This is a genomic window from Enterococcus sp. DIV2402, assembly GCF_017426705.2.
Taxonomy (GTDB): domain Bacteria; phylum Bacillota; class Bacilli; order Lactobacillales; family Enterococcaceae; genus Enterococcus_F; species Enterococcus_F lowellii.
Genome location: NZ_CP147251.1, coordinates 1382786 through 1403575, shown reverse-complemented (window position 1 = coordinate 1403575; position 20790 = coordinate 1382786). Strand labels below are relative to the sequence as shown.

Sequence of the window (20790 nt, the reverse complement as noted above, 5' to 3'; positions counted from 1 at the left end):
GTACAATAAGTAAAGAATTGTTAAAGAAAGAAGGTACATTATGAATCAAGAAAAAGTGAACGAATTATCCCGCTGGATGGCAAAAGAAAATGTGGATGTTGCTTATATCACGAATCCTAATTCTATTTCGTATTTATCTGGTTTTACTAGTGACCCACATGAAAGAGTTTTGGCGCTTTTCTTCTCGCCAACTCATGATCCCTTTTTATTTACACCAGCTTTAGAAGCCGACACTGCTCGTCAAAGCAGCTGGCCTTACGATGTTGTCGGTTATTTAGATACCCAAAATCCTTGGCAAATCATTGCGGAAGAATTAACCACACGTTATGGTAAACCGCAACAACTAGCTATTGAAAAATCAGCGTTTACTTTGGATCGCTTTGAACAGCTTGCAAGTTATTTTCCAACAACCGACTTTTCAAAGGATTTAACTGCCGTCATTCAACAAATGCAATTGCGCAAAACTCCTTCAGAAATTGAAACTTTACTTGAAGCAGGTAATTGGGCAGATGTTGCGTTTGAAATTGGTTTTTCAGCAATTAAAGATGGTGTAACAGAAGAAGAAATTGCTGCAGAAATTGAATACCAATTAAAACGTAAAGGAGTCTCTCATATGTCCTTTGACACAACCGTTTTAGTTGGTCCGCACGCAGCCAATCCGCATGGCGCGCCTAATCAAACACCTGTAAAAGCCAATGAATTAGTCTTATTTGATTTAGGAGTTGTTTGGAAAGGTTATTGCAGCGACGCAACACGTACAGTTGCGTATAAAGAACCGACTGCTTTTCAAGAAAAAATTCATGCAATTGTTTTAGAAGCTCAACTAGCCGCACAAGCTGCTGTTAAACCTGGTATGACTGCGAGCCAATTAGACAAAATTGCCCGCGACATCATTACGGATTATGGATACGGAGAAGCATTTAATCACCGATTAGGTCATGGCATTGGGACATCCATCCATGAATATCCTTCTATTGTAGCAGGAAATGATTTAATCATTGAAGAAGGTATGTGTTTCTCAATTGAACCAGGGATCTACTTACCAAATCAAGTAGGTGTACGGATTGAAGATTGTGTATACGTTACGAAAGATGGTTGTCAACCATTTACCAAAACACCCAAAGAACTACTTATTATAAATTAAAAACAAAACTATCCGAAACATCATATATAGATGCTACGGATAGTTTTTTAAATCATATTTTTATTCCTTTACAAACAATAGTTTTGCTTGATGAATTATTTGTTTCGTTGTAGAAAGAAATTCATAATGAATTGCAAAATGATACAATTCATCATCAACTGTTACTTCACCCATACAAGAACCGTATCTTCCATGACTAATACTTGCAATAATCGTGATAGCTTCGATTTGTGGCGGAATTTGCTTACCACCAACAATGATTAATTGCCAATCTTTAGTAACAGCAAGTGCTTGAGTATTTTGTTGCAATAAAGCTAACGAAAACTCTTCAATAAATTGATTTTTAGGCGAGTTATGACATGTTTGACTTCGTTTAATTTTCATCTTTATTTTCCCTTCAAACAAGGACCATGACATAAAAAATATCCGAACTATATAAATGAGAGACGCTAATTCTAACAAATTGGCGCTGAGGACCTACTAAAATGCAGGAACACTCTCTATACAGTTCGAATATTTTACGATAAAGAGGCTTATGTCAAAGCTTCTTTTTATGCTTCTGGATTGTTTTCTTCAATTTTTTCTTTTAATTCTTCAACAGATTCTTCAAAATCGTCTTTTGCAATGGCTGTCGTTTCTTCTGCTTCTTCTTTAGCATCTGAAACGATTTCTTTTGCTTCATCAACGCCCTCAGCAGCTGTCTCTTGCACCTCTTCTGCAGTATCTTGTACGTCGATAATAATATCATCGGCAACCTCAGAAGCTTCTTCAGCTACCTCGTTTGCTGTTTTCTTGAAACGATTGGCAAATTCACTTGCTTGATCTTGAACATCATCAACAAAATCTGAAGACTCATCTTCAAACTCTTCATAAGAATCTACTACTTTTCCTTTTAAAGATTGTGCTAAATCCTCTGCTTGTTGTCCAAATTCACTCGCTTTTTCTTTCGCTAAATCTGTTAAATCTTCGCCTTTTTCTTTCGCGATATCTGTATAATCAGAAGCAGCATCTAATAAATCATCAATTTGTTTCCCTAATTTATCACGTAATACTTTTCCTGATTCAGGAGCTAATAATAATGCTGTTACTGCTGCAGCTGTACCACCAATAACGGCACCTAATAAAAATCCGCCTTTTTTACTCATCTGGTTCCCTCCGATTATTCTTCCGTTTCTTTATTTTTGTTAAAAAATTTCATTGCTGTTTGTCCAACTTTACCAGCAATTGTTGCTTGAGCTGTTGTACGACCTAAAGTTCCTAAACGAGAAACTAAATTTCGTCCAGAATAATTTAATTCTGATACGCTAGTACTTAAGTCCGCCACCGCTGTAAATAATGGATCGATAGTTGCTACTTTTTGATTCACGTCTTGTAGCAATTCATTACTTTTGACCAGTAATCCTTCCACTTCTCTTGAAAGAATGTCCACATCTCTAGTCACTACTTTGATTGTGTTATTGGCTTCTGAAATAGTTGTTTGCACAGATGAGACCGTTTTATCCACTTTAATTAATACACGAACAAGGAATAAAACAAGCACTGCAAAAGCAATAGCTGCAATCAATCCTGCGATTCCCCCAGCAGTCATAACAAAACTCCCTTCAAACTTTCTAGTTCTTACACTAATAAGCATATCATTTCAAAATTTATTATACAAATAAAAGCGATACCACTTGGGGAATTTTTTTAAAGAAAAAGAACCTTTTTCACTGAATAGCTAAAAGGCTCTTTTCATCTTATTCTTCGGTTTCAATTATTTCTTCAGGAACTTCTTTTATAACTGGTTGTCTTTTTGCAGCTAGTTCTTGACCAATTTCAATTAAAAACTCTTCTAAGTTATCTTTAACTTCTGGATGAACTAAGCCATATTCAATACTCGTTTTTAAGAAACCAAATTTATCGCCAACATCGTATCGTTTTCCTTTAAACTCTCTGGCAAAAACACGTTGCGTTTGATTTAACGTATCAATTGCATCGGTTAATTGAATTTCGTCTCCTGCACCAGGTTTTTGATTTTCTAAAATATCAAAAATCTCCGGTGTTAACAGATAACGACCGATAATCGCTAAATCACTTGGTGCTTCTTCTGGTGATGGTTTTTCAACAAAATTTTTCACATTATAAAGACCATCTTCCACTTGATCACCTGGATCAATAATCCCGTATTTGAATGTTTCTTCATGTGGAACATCCATTACAGCAATTGTAGACGCATGCGTACGCTCATAATCGTTAATTAGCTGTCTGCTTAATGGCACAGTATCTTCCATTAAATCATCCCCTAACATCACAACAAACGGTTCATTTCCCACAAAAGCTTTCGCTTGTAAGACTGCATGCCCAAGACCTCTTGGATGAGATTGACGAATAAAATGTAAATTAACATCCGTTGTTTCTTCGACTAATTTCAATAATTCATCTTTGCCTTTTTCTTTTAGATTCATTTCTAATTCTAAATTCGCATCAAAATGGTCTTCAATTGGACGTTTCGCTTTTCCAGTAACAATCAAAATATCTTCGATGCCTGATTTTAATGCTTCTTCAACAATAAATTGAATCGTTGGTTTGTCAACAATTGGTAACATTTCTTTTGCCATCGCTTTAGTTGCAGGTAAGAAACGAGTTCCTAAACCTGCTGCAGGAATTACTGCTTTTTTTACTCTCATCACGTTGTTCTCCTCCATGCAACTATTTTTGTGAGAATTCATTTTCTACTTTTCCGTCTCGTAACATAATGTCTCTAGCTGCTTGCTGAATATCTTTTCCTTCATACAATACACTATAAATCGTTGCGGTAATTGGCATATCAACATTTAGACTTTCAGCTAATTCCATTGCAGCTTTGGTCGTTGCAACACCTTCAACAATCATCCCCATATTATCTAGGATTTCATCTAAATTTTTACCTTTACCTAATAGGTTACCAGCACGCCAGTTACGTGAATGTACGCTTGTACAAGTAACGATTAAGTCACCCACACCACTTAACCCAATGAACGTCAATGGGTCAGCACCCATCGCTACCCCTAAACGGCTAATTTCAGCTAAACCACGTGTCATAATCGCCGCTTTTGCATCATCCCCAAAGCCTAATCCGGCAATAGCTCCCGCACCAATTGCAATGATATTTTTTAACGCGGCACCTGTTTCCACGCCGATTACATCATGATTAGTATAAATACGGAAATAATCATTCATAAATAGATCCTGCACATATTTCGCAGCTGCTTCTACTTCACTGGCGGCTGTGATAGTCGTAATATCGTGAACTGCCACTTCTTCTGCATGGCTCGGTCCAGATAATACAATAATTTCTTTGCGTTTTTCTGCTGGAATTTCTTCTGTTAGAATTTCAGAAATCCGTTTGTGAGAACCTTGTTCCAAACCCTTTGACGCATGGATAATATAAGGGTTACCTTCGATATATTCCGTTACTTCTTGGGCAACGCTACGAACAGCTTTAGTGGGTACAACAAATAGAATTGCATCCACACCTGTAATCGCTTCTCTTAAGTCTTTATATCCGACAATGCTTTCTGGAATTTTAATGTTTGGTAAGTAATGTCTATTCGTATGATAGGTGTTAATTTCATCAATTTGAGCTGGGTTATGCCCCCACATGGATACATCATGACCGTTTTCAGCCAATACTTGAGCAAGAGCAGTTCCCCAAGAACCGGGTCCTAAGACTGCAATTTTCTGTTTCACAATGGAAACCTCCTCTATTTATAACAAAATTTTCTTTTGTACTTTCTAAAGTCTATCATATTTCAATAATTTTGTCCTTTAGATTAAGTACTCATTTTCGCCACGAGAACGGTTGTAATCCTTTAAGTTACTTACTTTTTTACGACGCCAGATAAAAACAGCGATACCGCCAACAAATAAAATAAATGACAACAATTGTGACACACGAATTGGGCCAAATAGATACAGACTATCCGTACGCATTCCTTCAATAAACATTCTTCCAAAACTATACCAAATAATATAACTTAAAAAGACTTCACCTTGTTTTAATAAGCCGGTTTTTTTACGTAAGAAAATCAATACAATAAAACCGATGACGTTCCAAGTTGATTCATATAAAAACGTTGGTTGACGATATGCACCATCGATATACATATTATCAATGATAAATGTCGGTAAATGTAAGCTTTCTAAAAATCCACGTGTGGTTTCACCACCGAAAGCTTCATGGTTCATAAAGTTTCCCCAGCGACCAATCCCTTGTGCCAAAATAACACTTGGTGCTGCAATGTCTAAAAAGCTCCACGTGGAAATAAAATTTCGCTGACAATAAAAATACAACCAGATTCCTCCAGCAATCAAACCACCGTAAATGGCTAACCCACCTGAGCGAATATTAAAAATTTGCATAGGTTCTTGAATATATGGTTCTAAATTAAATAACACATAATACAATCTAGCTCCAATAAAAGATAATGGTAACGCAGCCAGCATAAAATCTGAAACATCATCTGAACGCAACCCTACTCTAACCGCTTCACGTGAACTTAGCCACATAGCGATGACCACACCTGAAATAATGATAATCGCATACCAATAAATAGCGATACCAAACAATTCAAAAGCGACACGATTGACTGTGCCTACCATATTAACGCCTCACTTCCTACAGAGCTGAATTTTCTTCAATTAATTGACTTAAACGATCTTCAAAGGCTTGTGTTGCATCATATCCCATCGTTTTTGCACGGAAGTTCATCGCAGCAACTTCAATAATAATTGCTACGTTACGTCCAGTTTTAACAGGGATTTTGATTTGTGGAATATCCACTTCGCCCAAATGTACCACTTCATCGGAAGAACCTAAGCGATCGTATTTTTTATCTTTCGCCCACGCTTCTAAATAAACGGCTAATTGGACTTGCATAGAACCACGTACTGCACTTGCACCAAATAGATTCATTACATCGATAATCCCAATACCACGGATTTCGATTAAATGTTCTAAAATTTTTGGTGGTTCACCAATCAAGGTCAAATCATCTTGTTTATAAATGTCTACACGGTCATCCGCAATCAAACGATGACCACGTTTGATTAATTCTAAGGCTGTTTCACTCTTGCCAATACCACTATCCCCTTGAATCAAAACACCTAAACCATAGACATCTACTAATACCCCATGGACATTTGTTCTGGTTGCTAAACGACCATCTAAATAACTCGTCATTTGTCCTAACAAACGTGAAGTTGAAATATTGGAACGTAAAATCGGAATGTCTTTCTCATTGCACGCTTGAACCATTTCTTCAGATACATCTAGCCCTCTTGAAATAACCAAAGCTGGTGTATCTTCCGCACATAGACGACGAATGACCATCAAACGTTCTTCTGGCATCATTCGACGTGCAAACGTCACTTCTTTACTGCCAAATAGTTGCAAACGATCGTGTGAATAGTAATTAAAATAACCTGTTAATTCTAAACCTGGACGAGAAACGTCGGCTGTTCTGATATCGCGATTAAGCGCTTTTTCTTCACCAGTAACAATTTCTAAATTTAAAGCCGTAGCTAATTCTTTTATCTTTACGGTTTCTGTCATACTTTTCCCTCTTTCCTAAACCTTGGTTCCGTTTTATTTTATCATTGTATAGACAAAGTTACTACCAAAGTAAAAATTTTCTCAAAAAAAACCAATATTTTTGTGCATGTTTCAAAATAAAAAAACATCCCTTAGATTCGTCAAAATCTAAGGGATTACGAGGCTTGGTACTTTTCCATCTGGTGTTCGGTTACAATCATATTCACCACGGACATAATGATTGCTACTAGTAATGCCGCCCCAAATGAGGAAAAACCAAAATTATGCGTACCAACAAAACTAGAAGTAAATTGGAGCATCAATGCATTAATTACAAAACTGAAAAAACCAAGTGTCAACAACGTTAAGGGAAAAGAAATAATTGTGAGAATTGGTTTAATCAGAGCGTTCAAGATTGAAAGCACAAAACTTGCCAATAATGCCATCATAATACTTTGAACATGTACCATTTGTGGTAGTAAAACCGACAATGAAATAAACGTCAACATATTAATGATTAAGCGTTGGAAATAAGTCACTAGAAATCACTCCAGTCCTCTTCATCTACTTTTTCAGCTTCTTTGCGAGGACGGCTAGTTGTTCCTTTACTGCGATAGTTATTATTTTTATAGTATTTATTGTCATTGCCATAACGTTTTGGACGATCAGAATTATCTGCTGGAATTAAAATTGCCATCCCAATATAAAGTAAAACTGGTGCGCCAAAGCCCATTAATGCTAAGAACACATACACAATACGAACAATTGTTGGATCAATATTCAAATATTCTGCAAGACCTGCTAATGTACCCGTTAATACAACATTATCTCTTGATTTTGTTAATTTTTTTCTCATGATTTTCACCATCCTTTATTTCTCACTAGGTGCAGAAGATGCGTTCAGACATCTTCTGCCTCTCTTTATTTTACTCTTATTTGTCGGTATCTTTCAAATAAACATTACCCGTTGTTGTTGAAAGATCAATTTGTGCGACATTTTCAGTTACACGACGGAATTGTAAGAGTTGATTCATGCGTTCTTTCTTTTGACGAACAATTTCGTATTCTGATAAACGACTGTTGATTGAACCTAAACTTGTTTTCGCAGTTCCTTCTAAACCTAATGTTTCAGGGAAAGCTACTTTAACATTTCCGTTGACTGAATTCGCATTTAGGCGACGTAATGTCTCTTCTTTTAGTGTTAAGCGAACATCGCCATTGACTAAAGAAATTCCGATATTTTGTGGTGTCGCACTCATTGTGACACTACCATTGACTGTTTCAATGATTGAATCTAAAATTTCGCCACCATTTACTTGGATATTACCGTTGACTCCTTCAATTTCTAACATTGAAGCATTGATTTTTTCAATCTCGATATTTCCATTAGTAGATTTAGCGTAAATATCTTTTACATCCAATTCATTAATTAAGATATTGCCATTCAATAATTTAATTGAAACATGATCGTACGTACGTTTTGGTAAATAGAAAACTAAATCGGCACGTACACGTTTGTTTGGAATTTGGAAAGACATATGCTCATCATCCACATTAATTTGGCTACGTTCTTCAAATGCTGCTTCTGGTGAGACAGCATCCATTTTTCCGTAAAGTTTAACTTTCGCTTCAACTTTTACACCAGGTTCATCCCATGCTTCAAACTGAACATTTCCGTTCGCTACTTTAATATCTAAAATACTTGCTTGTGTTTCTGGAAACTCAAACGTTTTTTCAAATTTTTGTGTTGCTACACCTGGAACACGTAGATTAACATCTTTCCATTCCACATTATCACCGACTGTTTCAGAAACAGCTTGGAATGTTTTCTTCAAGAAATGACCTAAATGTGTACTTGCTTCAGCTACTTTGCCACCTACTTGGTTTAATGTATCTGTTGCTTGTTCTTTCCAGTCTTCTGGGATATCTATTTTTTGGCTAATTTTTTCTTTTTTATGATTCCATTGGTTACGACGAATATTTTTTAATTGTTCTTCCAAACCTGCACGTTCATCTCTTAATGTTTCTAGTGATTCTTCTAAAGATTTCACTTCTGCTTCAAGCTCTTGACGTGTTGTTAAGTCGTCTTCACCTAACTCGCCTAGTTCTTCTTTCGTATTTAATTCCATCAAGCGTTCACGTGCTTCTTTTAATTCTGCGTTTACACCTTGGATTTCAGCATTGACTTCATCTAATTCAACAGATGCTTCATTTGCTTCAGTTGCTAATTCATCTAAAATTTGTTCTAAACGTGCTTTGTCTTCAATTTCTTTTTGACGCAACTCGTCTTCACCATTAGATAAATCTTTTTCTAAATCAAAATCTTCTATATCATCAATCAATTGACTTCTGTCTTCTTGTTTTTCTGCTGTGACTTCATCGGCAGCTCGTTGAATTTGTGATTCGTCTTTCGCCTTTGCAATTCCTTCTAGCAAATCCAAGGCTTCTTCCGTAGAAAGTACACCTTTTTTTACTAAATCCAAAATTCGTTCTCTTTCGTTCATGGAAATTGCCTCCTTAAGCAAATTTATTGTATGCAAGTTTTCCTTACACACATATTATGCCTTCTTTTGAAATAAAATGCATAGGTCTTAAGTACCAACTTTTACTCAATCTTAAGAACAATAAAAAAAACAAGGTAAATTCACCTTGTTTTTTTACACGTTATAATGATTCATCACGATTTGAACTTAATTCGCTGATTTTTCCTGTTGCCAAGTAAACAATCCATTCACAAATATTGGTTACATAGTCACCAATTCGTTCTAAATATTGAGCAACATTGATATAATCGGTTCCACTTACAACTGTTTCTGGGTTAGCTTTCATTGCTGCAATTGTTTCATAGTAGATTTTTTCATAATATTCATTCACACGTTGATCCATTTTAGCAATCATTTTTGCATCTGCTTGGTCTGTTTTTACATACGCAACCAAAATATTATCCACCATTTTTTTTACGTAATCAGACATTTCTGAAATATCTTTTTCTACTTCCGCAATACGTTCTTGTCCTTTAACACGGATGGTTGATTTCGCAATTGATACTGCATGATCCCCCATACGTTCTAAGTCTGAACTAGCTTTCATTACAGTAATAATTTTACGTAAGTCGGTTGTTACAGGCTGTTGTAATGCAATCATCTCAAAACTTTTTTTCTCTAATAGAATTTCAAGATTATTAATATGTTCATCATATTCAATGACTTCTTTAGCTAAGGCCTTATCGTGTTTCACATACGAGCTAACCGATTTATGAATCGCTTTACTTACCATCATCCCCATCTCATAAAATTGATTATGCAGATTTAATAAGTCTTCTTCAAATTGTGTACGCAACATTTGGTTTTCTCTCCTTTACGTTTTCATGATTTATTTCATTAAAACAAATTTTATTAGCCAAATCTACCAGAAATATAATCTTCTGTCTCCTTTTTACTTGGATTCAAGAAAATTTTCTTTGTATCATTAAATTCAATCAAATCGCCGTTCAAGAAAAAGGCTGTTTTGTCAGAGATACGAGAAGCTTGTGACATATTATGAGTAACCATAATCATTGTATACTTCTCTTTTAACTCCAATAATGTGTTTTCAATTTTCCCTGAAGAAATTGGATCCAATGCACTTGTTGGTTCATCCAATAAAATAATTTCTGGATTAACTGCCAAGACGCGTGCAATACATACCCGTTGTTGTTGTCCACCTGACAAAGCTAACGCACTTGTATGTAATTTGTCTTTCACATCATCCCAAACAGAAGCAGCTTTCAAGCTTTCCTCGACCACTTGATCAAATACTTGCTTATCTGTTTCACCTTTTAATTTCAAACCATAAATAATATTTTCATAAATTGAAAATGGAAATGGATTAGGTTGTTGAAATACCATCCCAATTTCTTTACGTAAGTTTACTGTGTCCGTTTTTGGGCTATAAATATCTTTTCCTTTGTAAACGACACTTCCTGTGATTGTTACACTTGGAATTAAATCATTCATACGGTTTAAACAACGTAAATAGGTTGATTTACCACAACCAGAAGGACCAATCATTGCTGTAATCTCGCCTTGATTAATCGTCATATCAATCCCTTTTAATGCCTCTTTTTCACCATAATATAAATGTAAATCTTTGGATGAAATAATTTCTTGTCCCATTGTTTTACCTCCGTTCCCCACTAACCAAAGTGTCCTGACACGTAATCTTCTGTTGCTTGAATTTTCGGACGTGTAAAGATTTTTGATGTCACATCATATTCAATAACATTCCCTAAATAGAAGAAGGCTGTATAGTCACTGATACGCGCCGCTTGTTGCATATTGTGGGTTACGATAACAATTGAATATTCCTCTTTTAAATTGATTAATGTTTCTTCTACTTTACCTGTTGAAATTGGATCTAGCGCACTTGCTGGTTCATCTAATAACAAAATATCAGGTTTCATTGCAATTGCTCGAGCGATACATAGGCGTTGTTGTTGTCCACCTGATAACGCATGCGCACTTTTATGCAACGAATCTTTTACCTGGTCCCATAAAGCTGCTTGTTTCAAGCTAGTTTCTACAATTTCATCTAATTTATTTTTATCTTTTTCACCATGACGTTTTAACGCAAACGTGATGTTTTCGTAAATTGATTTGCTGAATGGATTTGGGCGTTGGAATACCATTCCAATACGTTTTCTCATTTCATAGACATCTACTTCTGAAGAATTTACGTTTACGCCTTTATACATGATTTCGCCTGTTACTCTAGTATTTGCAATGCCATCATTCATACGGTTTAAAGAACGTAAATACGTTGATTTTCCGCATCCTGAAGGGCCAATTAAAGCAGTGATTTTATTTTTTTCAAATTCTAAATCAACACCTTTAATTGCTTCGTTATTGCCATAAAATACATGTAAATCATTTGTATGCACAATAACTTCTTTGCCTTCCATCGTAATAATATTACGTTCGTCCAAATTATATTCTTTCATGGTAATTCTCCTTATGCTGACGTCATTTTCTTATGCAATCTCTTTCCAACTGCACGTGCGCCGAAGTTGAAAGCTAAAACAGCGATAATTAATACGGCAGATGCTCCTGCAGATACAGCCACACCGTCTGGCATTGTTCCTTCCGTATTGATTTTCCAGATATGAACCGCTAATGTTTCCGCTTGACGGAAAATACTAATCGGACTTGAAACACTTAATGGATTCCAATTGCTGAAATCTAAGGCTGGTGCGCTTTGTCCAGCTGTATAAATTAAAGCCGCCGCCTCTCCAAAAATACGTCCAGAACTCAAGATAACCCCAGTTAAAATTCCTGGTGTTGCTTCTGGTACAACCACGCGTAAGACGGTTTCCCAACGAGACAATCCTAAAGCAAGGCCCGCTTCACGCTGTGTATAATGAATTGCTCGTAATGACTCTTCAACATTTCTCGTTAGCAACGGTAAGTTAAAGAAAGTTAATGCCAAAGCTCCTGAAATGATTGAAAATCCATATTCGAATTGAATAACAAAAATCAAGAAACCAAACAAACCAACAACAACAGATGGTAATGAACTTAGAATTTCAATCGATGTACGAATCACATCTGTTACCCAGTTCTTTTTCGCATATTCAGATAAATAGATACCTGCACCTAGAGAAATTGGGAAGCTGATAAGCATTGTAATGAATAACAAGTAAAAGGAGTTAAATAATTGGATCCCGATTCCGCCCCCAACTTGGTAAGCTTTAGAAGGTTGTGTTAAAAATTCCCACGAAATATGTGGCACTCCACGAATAAGGATATAAGCTAATAATGACGCTAGAATTAAAACGATAATTCCCGAAATTCCATATAAAATTCCAGTAGCGATTTTATCTGCACGTTTTGCGTTCATTATTTCAACGCCCCTTTCTTCCCAATAATACGAATCACGATATTAAATAGTAATGACATTAATAATAAGATGAGTGCTAATGACCACAACACGTTATTTTCAACTGTACCCATAATTGTATTTCCGATACCCATTGTTAAAATAGATGTCAATGTTGAAGCAGGTGTCACTAAACTAGTTGGTAACAAAGCCGCATTACCGATAACCATTTGAATCGCTAATGCTTCACCAAAAGCACGTGCCATCCCAAATACGACTGCTGTTAAAATACCTGGCACTGCAGCACGTAAAACAACTTTATAAATTGTTTGCCAACGAGTCGCTCCTAAGGCTAAAGAAGCTTCACGATAATGACGAGGAACAGCTTTCAATGCATCTACTGTCATAGTAGTCACAGTTGGCAAAATCATAATGAATAAAACAAACGTTCCGGCTAAAATACCAAATCCGGTACCACCAAAAATAGAACGTACAAAAGGTACAATGACAGATAAGCCAATAAACCCATACACAACTGATGGAATTCCAACTAATAACTCGATAACTGGTTGTAAGATCTTTTGTCCTTGTTTAGGTGAAATTTCTACCATAAACACGGCTGCACCAATCGCAAATGGGGTGGCAACAATTGCTGATAAAAAGGTTACGACAAATGAACCCACAATCATTGGTAATGCGCCTACCATTGGCTTGCCATCTGGTCCAATTTGGCTCGGATTCCAATTTGTTCCAAATAAGAAATCAAACACATTTATTTTGTCAGTAAAGAAAGTGGCTAATCCTTTACTTGCTACAAAATAAAAGATCGATGCCACGACCAAAACAATTAAAGCGATACATAAGAAGCTAATAAATTTTCCTCTTTGCTCCATCTTGGCGCGTTTTGATTTTTTTGTTAACAATTCTTTTACATTTTCTTCCACGAGGGTTCCTCCTCAAAAACTAAGATTTTCGCTCTCACTCAGTGTAACGTTCCAACGTCAATTTTAGTTTAACGTTTTGTAAAGATTAAGAGAACTTTGTAAATTTTGTGTAAAGCTACTTAACAATGTTTCCTTCCCAATCACGTTCCACTTCCATTTTAGAAACTGGAATATATCCTAATTCTCCTACTACATTCATTTGTACTTCTTCTGAAAGAACGTAGTCTAGGAATTCTTTCGTTAGTGCTGTTGGTTCCCCTTTGGTATACATGTGCTCATAAGACCAAATAATCCAATTATTCGTGGTAACATTTTCGTCGGTCGGTTCAATCCCATCAATTGATAAAGTTGCCACATCATCTGTAACATACGAAAAAGCGACATAACTGATAGCTCCCGGCGTATCGGCAATAATTTGACGTACCATTCCACTTGAATCTTGTTCTTGTGCACGTTTTGCCGTCTCACCATCTAATACCCATTTTTCGAAAGTACCACGTGTGCCACTTCCTGCTGCACGGTTTAAAAGAACAATTTCTTGATCTTTACCACCAACTTCTTTCCAGTTAGTGATTTCACCTAAAAAGATTTTTTTCAAATTTTCTAAAGAAATATCTGAAACGCCTATTCCTTTATTAACAATTGGCGTAATTCCTACAGCAGCAACTTTATGATCGACGAGCGCCTCTGCATCAATCCCTTTTTTCTCTTCAGCAAATAAATCTGAATTACCAATATCAACTGCACCAGATTGAACCTGACTTAAACCAGTTCCACTTCCGCCACCTTGGACATTGATAAATTTCCCTGGATTCTCTGTTTGGTAGGCTTCTGCTACGGTTTCAACTAATGGTTGCAACGCAGAAGATCCTACTGCTGTGACAGATTCGCCACGATCAATCCATTTGGCACAACCTGTCATTAAAAGTGATAGCCCGATAAGCGGGAGCAATAATGTTCTTTTTTTCATCTGTAATCCCTCATTTTTTCATAAAAATACATTACAATCATTTCTATTTTACCATCATCTGAAAAGCTTGGAAAATACTTATTGATAAAAATGAGGTAATTCTTTTTTTTACAAAAAAAAACTTCAAGCATTTCCCATAATGGTCATACTTGAAGTTTTGTAAAATTAAATTTTTAAGAAACGTCTCATTGAGATAACTGATCCTAGTGAACCAATTACCATACCAATGATTGCTAATAAAACACAAATTTGAATCGTAAATGTTCCTGGTGCTAATAAACTATAGTTTGAACGTAGTAGCACTGGATTAATAATATTGAAGAATCGGGGATACCCAAAATACATCAATGCCACTGGAACAGCTGCTCCAAGTAATCCAATCCAACCACCTTCTAAGAAGAATGGCCAACGAATATAGCCATTTTTTGCACCTACTAAACGCATAATTTGAATTTCACGTTGACGTGATAAAATCGTAATACGAATCGTATTTGAAATTAAGAACATCGCCACTAATAATAATAACGCTGAACCGATTAAGCCCCACGTACGAACTCCTTGGGCAATTCCAAAGATACGATCAGACAAATCTTCTCCGTAACTTGCTTTATGCACATACTTCGTAATTTTTTCAGCTTCTTCTGTAATACCTTTAACATAACGAGGTTCCGTTGCGCTCACCACAAAGATGTCTAACAATGGATTATCTTGATCAAACAATCCCCAAACATCGCCATAAGATTCTTTGATACGGTCTAGTTCTTCATCTTGGCTTGAATAGGTTACTGATTTTACATGAGGAATTTCGTTTAATTGTTTCTCTAATTCCTCTTTTCCTTTGTCATCTGTTCCATAAGTAACAAAGACAGACACATCTACGTTTTCTTCCATATCTTGCGCTAATTTCACTGTATTCATGATAACAACTAAGAACACGCCTAATAAAGTTAGCGTAATTGTTACTGCACTAATGGAAGAAATAGTCATCCATCCGTTACGACGTAAACTCTTTAAACTTTCTAGAATATGTCGAAAAAAAGTTCTAATCATCGTAGCCGTACTCTCCTTCCACTTGGTCTCGAATAATACGTCCATTTTCAATGGCAATTACACGATGACGAATCGTATTTACAATTGTACTATTATGTGTCGCCATAACAATTGTCGTCCCTTGACCATTAATTCGTTCTAACAATTTCATGATTTCCCATGAATTCTCAGGATCAAGGTTCCCAGTTGGTTCGTCTGCAATCAATACTTTAGGCGTATTTACAATTGCACGAGCAATCGACACACGTTGTTGTTCTCCACCTGAAAGTTCACTTGGGAAAACACGGACTTTATGTTTCAACCCAACAAGGTCTAATACTTCCATCACACGTTTTTTTATTTCGCGAGGTTTACGACCAATTACTTGCATCGCATAGGCAACATTTTCATATACTGTTTTCTTTGGCAACAACTTATAATCTTGAAAGACTACACCAATTTCACGACGTAGAAGTGGTACATCACGACGTTTTATTTTTGTTAACTCATAACCTGCAACACTCAACATACCTTTTGTAGGTTTTTCTTCTCGATACATTAATTTGATAAAGGTAGATTTCCCTGCGCCGGATGGTCCAACGACATAAACAAATTCACCTTGATTAATCGAAACCGAAAGATTACGGATAGCTGTTGTACCATTAGAGTACTTTTTCATTACATCTTGCATTTCAATCATGGCTATCTCTCCAATCACTATTATTCATACTGGCTCATTATAGCATGCCTATATTGCAACGAGCTTTCAGTAAGTTACATTTTTATTTCATTTAAATGACTTTTAGTTGTTTTGATTTAATTTAAGCTTTAAATATGCGTCAATGAAACCGTCTAAGTCTCCATCCATAACTGCTTGTACGTTCCCTGTTTCAAAATTTGTACGATGATCTTTTACCATTGAGTACGGATGGAAAACATACGAGCGAATTTGTGACCCCCAACCAATTTCTAATTGTTCGCCACGCAAAGCAGCGGCTTCTTGTTCTTGTTTTTCTACTTCTAATTGATACAATTTCGCTTGTAACATACTCATCGCTTGTTCACGGTTTTTCAATTGTGAACGTTGCGCTTGACTCGCAACCACTGTTCCAGTAGGGATATGCGTAATGCGAACTGCTGATTCTGTTTTATTAATATGTTGTCCACCGGCACCACTTGCACGGTACGTATCAATTTTCAAATCATCTGAATTGATATCGACTTCAATCGTAGCATCTAATTCAGGCATAACGTCTACTGAACAAAATGACGTATGGCGTCGTTTGGCTGAGTCAAACGGTGAAATACGAACCAAACGATGAACACCTTTTTCAGATTTCAAGTAACCATATACGTTATGACCTTTAATCAACAACGTAACGCTCTTAATACCAGCTTCATCCCCAGCTTGATAATCTAAGACCTCTACTTGATAACCATGTTGTTCCGCCCAGCGTGTGTACATCCGTAGCAACATACTCCCCCAGTCTTGAGATTCCGTACCGCCAGCTCCAGGATGCAATTCTAAAATAGCGTTATTACGATCATACGGTCCATCTAACAACATCGACAACTCATAGGTATTCATTTCTTCACGTAAACTTTTAATACCAGCAACTAATTCTGCTTCGATTTCTGGGTCAGGATCTTCTTGTAACATTTCGACCATCACTTCCAATTCTTCCACGCCATTGGCTAAATGATTAAATTGGTCATAAGTTTCCTTGTTGGCATTATTCTCATTAATGACTTGCTGTGCTGACTCAGAATTGTCCCAAAAACCTGGTTCAGCCATGCGGTGCTCTGCCTCTGCGATATCCTCTTCTAATTGTTCGAGGTCAAAGAGACCCCCTAAAGCTTGTAATTTTTTCATTCATTTCTTCTAATTGATTGCGAATTTCAGCAATTTCCATTTTATTTCCTTCTTTCATAAATTTAGATAATCAAAGGGCTGGACAATTTATATGACCAGCCCTCCCGAAGAGTACAAATAAATTGTCTCTTTATTTCATATGTTTTCTACTTGCCTTTACCATGGCAGTTTTTATATTTTTTGCCACTTCCACAAGGACATGGATCATTACGACCAACTTTAGTTACTTTCACTGGACGTTTTTCAGCCGTATTCGTATCAGCTTGCTCGGTTGGTTGTACTTCTGTTTGAGCAACTTGCTCACGTTGGACATTTTGGCGAATTTCAGCTTTCATAAACAAGCGTGTTACATCATATTCAATTGCGCCAACCATGTTTTCAAACATGGTATATCCTTCTGTTTGATATTCAACAAGTGGATTATTTTGACCATATGCACGTAAACCAATTGATTGACGTAATTGATCCATAGCATCAATATGATCGGTCCATTTTGAATCAACTACTCGTAAAATAACTACTTTTTGGAATTCTAGTAATTGTTCTGGACTATTTAATTGGGTCACTTTTTCATCAAATTTTTCTTGTGCACGTTGCATTAAGTATTCTTTGACTTGTTCAGGGTCTTTTCCTTCAAGATCCGCTACAGAAATTGAATCTTCATGAACTAATACACTACCGGCGAAATCAACAATGCCAATGCGGTTTAATTGATGTGCTTCTACATCTGTGTGTCCATCAACCACACGTTCAATTGTGCGTTTCACCATATTCATCAATACGTCAGACAATGAACTTTCTTCCATAATTACTTGTTGACGTTGACGATAAATGACTTCACGTTGTTCACGCATTACATCATCGTATTGCAAGACATTTTTACGTGTATCATAGTTATTTCCTTCCACACGTTTTTGTGCCGATTCAACTTGTTTTGAGAACATTCTGCTTTGAATTACAGAGTCTTCTTCATCAATATTCAATCGGTCTAAAAATGCTTTAATTCGTTCTGAGCCAAAACGTCTCATTAAATCATCTTCTAAAGATAAATAAAATTGAGAAACCCCAGGATCGCCTTGACGTCCGGCACGTCCACGTAACTGATTATCGATACGACGAGATTCATGACGTTCTGTACCAATAACTGCTAAACCACCAACTTCAGCAACGCCTAGACCCAATTTAATATCGGTACCACGACCTGCCATGTTAGTTGCGATTGTAACGGCACCTTTTTGACCTGCATTTAGAATAATTTCAGCTTCTTTAAAATGGTTTTTCGCATTTAAGACTTCATGCGGGATACGTTCTCTATCTAACATAGTTGATAATAATTCTGAAGTCTCTACAGCAACTGTACCCACCAATACTGGTTGTCCTTTGCGATAGCGTTCTTTAATATCTTGAACTACAGCTTTAAATTTACTATTTAAGGTTGGATATAATAAATCGGCACGGTCATCACGAATAACTGGTTTATTTGTTGGAATTTGGAATACTTGGATATTATATATCTCACGAAATTCCTCTTCTTCTGTCTTAGCAGTACCAGTCATCCCAGCTAGTTTTTTATACATACGGAAAAAGTTTTGGAAAGTAATTGATGCCATTGTTTTTGTTTCATCTTCAATCTCTACGCCTTCTTTGGCTTCGATTGCTTGATGTAACCCGTCAGAATAACGACGACCATCCATAATTCGACCCGTAAATTGGTCAACAATCATTACTTTATTCTCTTGTACAACATAATCAATGTCACGAAGCATGATATAATTGGCACGTAATGATTGGTCTAAATGATGTGTCAATGCAGTATTTTCAATATCATATAAATTATCTAAACCAAATGTTTCTTCTGCTTTTTCAATTCCTGTTTCAGTCAGACTAATTGTTTTTGATTGAACATCAATTTTATAGTCTTCTTCTTCTTTCAAGCGTTTGATAAAATTATCTGCACGTACATATAATGCTGTTGATTTTTCTGCTTGTCCAGAAATGATTAACGGTGTTCTAGCTTCATCGACTAAAATTGAGTCAACCTCATCGACAATTGCATAGTTCAATGGACGTTGAACCATTTGATGACGGTATACCACCATGTTGTCACGTAAATAATCAAATCCTAGTTCGTTGTTAGTACTATATGTGATATCGCACGCGTATGCTGCACGTTTTTCTTCTGAAGATTTTGAGTTGATGTTTAAACCAACTGTCATTCCTAAGAAATTGTATAATTCACCCATTTCAGTTGAGTCACGAGTTGCTAAGTATTCATTTACAGTTACAACATGAACCCCTTCACCTGTTAAAGCATTTAAATACACAGGCATGGTCGCAGTTAAAGTCTTACCTTCACCGGTACGCATTTCTGGAATGTTCCCGTCGTGTAAGACAATCCCTCCCATTAATTGTACATGATATGGATATAGTCCTAAGACACGTTTGGCTGCTTCACGGACAACTGCAAACGCTTCTGTTAATAATTGATCTAACGTTTCTCCTTGTTGGTAACGTTGACGAAACTCATCTGTTTTCGCACGTAATTCTTCATCTGATAATGCACTCATTTGATCTGCTAACGCTTCGATCTTATTTGCCATTTGATCTAGTCGTTTAATTTCTTTTTTATCATTTTCAATCAGTGTTCTAAAAAAGTTGGCCATCCCTTTACGATTCTCCTTTTAAACATTGTTCCACTTCCTAATATAACATTGGAAAGTCTTCAATCCATTTTATCACTTGTTTCCTTTGATTGCTACTTTTTCCGCTAATTCACGCAGACGGATTTTTGTTTTTAAGAAAAGCATAAAAAAAATCTAGGCGTCTCCACCTAGATTTCTTAGTTTTATTGATTAATCTGTTTCAATTAAGCCATATTTGCCATCTTTACGACGATAAACAATGCTAGTGCCATTTGTTTCTGCATCTTCAAAGATAAAGAAGTTATGTCCTAACATATTCATTTGTAATACAGCTTCTTCACTGTCCATTGGTTTTAATGAAAGACGTTTTGTGCGAACAATATCTAATTCAGAACCATTTTCTTCTTCCTCTTCAGGTGCTGAAAAAATTGCTGCTTGTACATCTGGTAAAGCTGTTTCTCTAGATTTACGGTTAATTTTTGTTTTGAATTTGCGGATTTGACGCTCTAATTTATCGACAACCAAATCAATACTTGCGTATAAATCTGGTGATGTTTCTTCCGCGCGTAACACAAGATATGGTAGTGGGATTGTGACTTCTACCTTCGCTGTTTTCTCTGTATAAACTTTTAAGTTTACATGAGCTGTTGCATCGGGTGCATCACTAAAGTAGCGTTCTAATTTCCCTACTTTTTTCTCCACATAGTCGCGAATTGCCTCAGTAACTTCAATATTTTCTCCGCGTACATTATATCTAAACATAACAATTGCCCCTTTCATCTAC

Annotated in this window: 22 protein-coding genes; 1 reads left to right on the top strand and 21 read right to left on the bottom strand. The window is 36.2% G+C overall.

All coding sequences use genetic code 11. From position 1 onward, the window contains the following. Window positions 1-40: 40 nt before the first annotated feature. Window positions 41-1144 (top strand): M24 family metallopeptidase, encoded by a 1104-nt coding sequence (locus DOK78_RS06875; RefSeq protein ID WP_207941062.1) that lies wholly within the window; start codon window positions 41-43, stop codon window positions 1142-1144. Between the two features lie 60 nt (window positions 1145-1204). On the opposite strand, the gene DOK78_RS06870 is transcribed toward DOK78_RS06875, so the two are convergent. From DOK78_RS06870 to hpf, 21 genes are all read right to left on the bottom strand, one after another. After that, window positions 1205-1528, bottom strand: a complete 324-nt coding sequence (locus tag DOK78_RS06870) for a hypothetical protein (RefSeq protein ID WP_207941063.1) — start codon at window positions 1526-1528, stop codon at window positions 1205-1207. A 167-nt stretch (window positions 1529-1695) separates the two neighbouring features. Then, window positions 1696-2289, bottom strand: coding sequence for a YtxH domain-containing protein (locus DOK78_RS06865; protein WP_207941064.1), 594 nt, complete (start codon window positions 2287-2289; stop codon window positions 1696-1698). Window positions 2290-2303: 14 nt separating this feature from the next. Then, window positions 2304-2732, bottom strand: a complete 429-nt coding sequence (locus DOK78_RS06860) for a DUF948 domain-containing protein (protein WP_207941065.1) — start codon at window positions 2730-2732, stop codon at window positions 2304-2306. Between the two features lie 148 nt (window positions 2733-2880). Next, window positions 2881-3810, bottom strand: coding sequence for a UTP--glucose-1-phosphate uridylyltransferase GalU (gene galU, locus DOK78_RS06855; protein WP_207941066.1), 930 nt, complete (start codon window positions 3808-3810; stop codon window positions 2881-2883). Window positions 3811-3832: 22 nt separating this feature from the next. Further along, on the bottom strand, window positions 3833-4852 hold the full coding sequence (locus DOK78_RS06850) for an NAD(P)H-dependent glycerol-3-phosphate dehydrogenase (protein WP_207941067.1): 1020 nt from the start codon (window positions 4850-4852) through the stop codon (window positions 3833-3835). Between the two features lie 78 nt (window positions 4853-4930). Next, on the bottom strand, window positions 4931-5764 hold the full coding sequence (gene lgt, locus DOK78_RS06845; protein ID WP_207941068.1) for a prolipoprotein diacylglyceryl transferase: 834 nt from the start codon (window positions 5762-5764) through the stop codon (window positions 4931-4933). 16 nt (window positions 5765-5780) lie between these two features. Then, entirely contained in the window at window positions 5781-6716 is a 936-nt protein-coding gene (hprK, locus tag DOK78_RS06840) for an HPr(Ser) kinase/phosphatase (RefSeq protein ID WP_207941069.1), read from the bottom strand. Window positions 6717-6871: 155 nt separating this feature from the next. After that, the gene (locus tag DOK78_RS06835; protein WP_207941070.1) at window positions 6872-7234 is read right to left on the bottom strand and encodes a phage holin family protein; all 363 of its coding nucleotides are present in this window, start codon (window positions 7232-7234) and stop codon (window positions 6872-6874) included. Then, on the bottom strand, window positions 7234-7551 hold the full coding sequence (locus DOK78_RS06830; RefSeq protein ID WP_207941071.1) for a PspC domain-containing protein: 318 nt from the start codon (window positions 7549-7551) through the stop codon (window positions 7234-7236). Before DOK78_RS06830 ends, DOK78_RS06835 begins: the two co-directional genes overlap by 1 nt. A gap of 76 nt (window positions 7552-7627) precedes the next feature. Beyond that, window positions 7628-9199, bottom strand: coding sequence for a daptomycin-sensing surface protein LiaX (liaX, locus tag DOK78_RS06825; protein WP_207941072.1), 1572 nt, complete (start codon window positions 9197-9199; stop codon window positions 7628-7630). Window positions 9200-9359: 160 nt separating this feature from the next. Continuing rightward, a complete protein-coding gene (gene phoU / locus DOK78_RS06820; RefSeq protein ID WP_207941073.1) occupies window positions 9360-10037 on the bottom strand; it encodes a phosphate signaling complex protein PhoU in 678 nt (225 codons plus the stop codon). A gap of 53 nt (window positions 10038-10090) precedes the next feature. Beyond that, complete coding sequence (pstB, locus tag DOK78_RS06815; RefSeq protein ID WP_207941074.1) at window positions 10091-10849, bottom strand: phosphate ABC transporter ATP-binding protein PstB; 759 nt, start codon at window positions 10847-10849, stop codon at window positions 10091-10093. 20 nt (window positions 10850-10869) lie between these two features. Beyond that, entirely contained in the window at window positions 10870-11673 is an 804-nt protein-coding gene (gene pstB / locus DOK78_RS06810) for a phosphate ABC transporter ATP-binding protein PstB (protein WP_207941075.1), read from the bottom strand. Between the two features lie 11 nt (window positions 11674-11684). Beyond that, a complete protein-coding gene (gene pstA / locus DOK78_RS06805) occupies window positions 11685-12569 on the bottom strand; it encodes a phosphate ABC transporter permease PstA (protein WP_207941076.1) in 885 nt (294 codons plus the stop codon). Continuing rightward, window positions 12569-13441, bottom strand: a complete 873-nt coding sequence (gene pstC, locus DOK78_RS06800) for a phosphate ABC transporter permease subunit PstC (RefSeq protein ID WP_243430578.1) — start codon at window positions 13439-13441, stop codon at window positions 12569-12571. The genes pstA and pstC overlap by 1 nt, the downstream gene beginning before the upstream one ends. A gap of 166 nt (window positions 13442-13607) precedes the next feature. Next, on the bottom strand, window positions 13608-14462 hold the full coding sequence (locus DOK78_RS06795; protein ID WP_207941079.1) for a phosphate ABC transporter substrate-binding protein PstS: 855 nt from the start codon (window positions 14460-14462) through the stop codon (window positions 13608-13610). Window positions 14463-14627: 165 nt separating this feature from the next. Continuing rightward, window positions 14628-15512, bottom strand: a complete 885-nt coding sequence (ftsX, locus tag DOK78_RS06790) for a permease-like cell division protein FtsX (RefSeq protein WP_207941080.1) — start codon at window positions 15510-15512, stop codon at window positions 14628-14630. Next, window positions 15505-16191, bottom strand: coding sequence for a cell division ATP-binding protein FtsE (gene ftsE / locus DOK78_RS06785; RefSeq protein WP_207941081.1), 687 nt, complete (start codon window positions 16189-16191; stop codon window positions 15505-15507). The genes ftsX and ftsE overlap by 8 nt, the downstream gene beginning before the upstream one ends. Window positions 16192-16293: 102 nt before the next feature. After that, window positions 16294-17404 (bottom strand): peptide chain release factor 2 gene (gene prfB, locus DOK78_RS06780; RefSeq protein ID WP_207941082.1). Its coding sequence is split into 2 segments (ribosomal slippage): window positions 16294-17331 and window positions 17333-17404, totalling 1110 coding nucleotides; the frame shifts between segments, so codons are not numbered across the junction. Window positions 17405-17510: 106 nt separating this feature from the next. Then, entirely contained in the window at window positions 17511-20027 is a 2517-nt protein-coding gene (gene secA, locus DOK78_RS06775; RefSeq protein ID WP_207941083.1) for a preprotein translocase subunit SecA, read from the bottom strand. A gap of 189 nt (window positions 20028-20216) precedes the next feature. Then, the gene (gene hpf / locus DOK78_RS06770; RefSeq protein WP_207941084.1) at window positions 20217-20768 is read right to left on the bottom strand and encodes a ribosome hibernation-promoting factor, HPF/YfiA family; all 552 of its coding nucleotides are present in this window, start codon (window positions 20766-20768) and stop codon (window positions 20217-20219) included. Window positions 20769-20790: the final 22 nt, after the last annotated feature.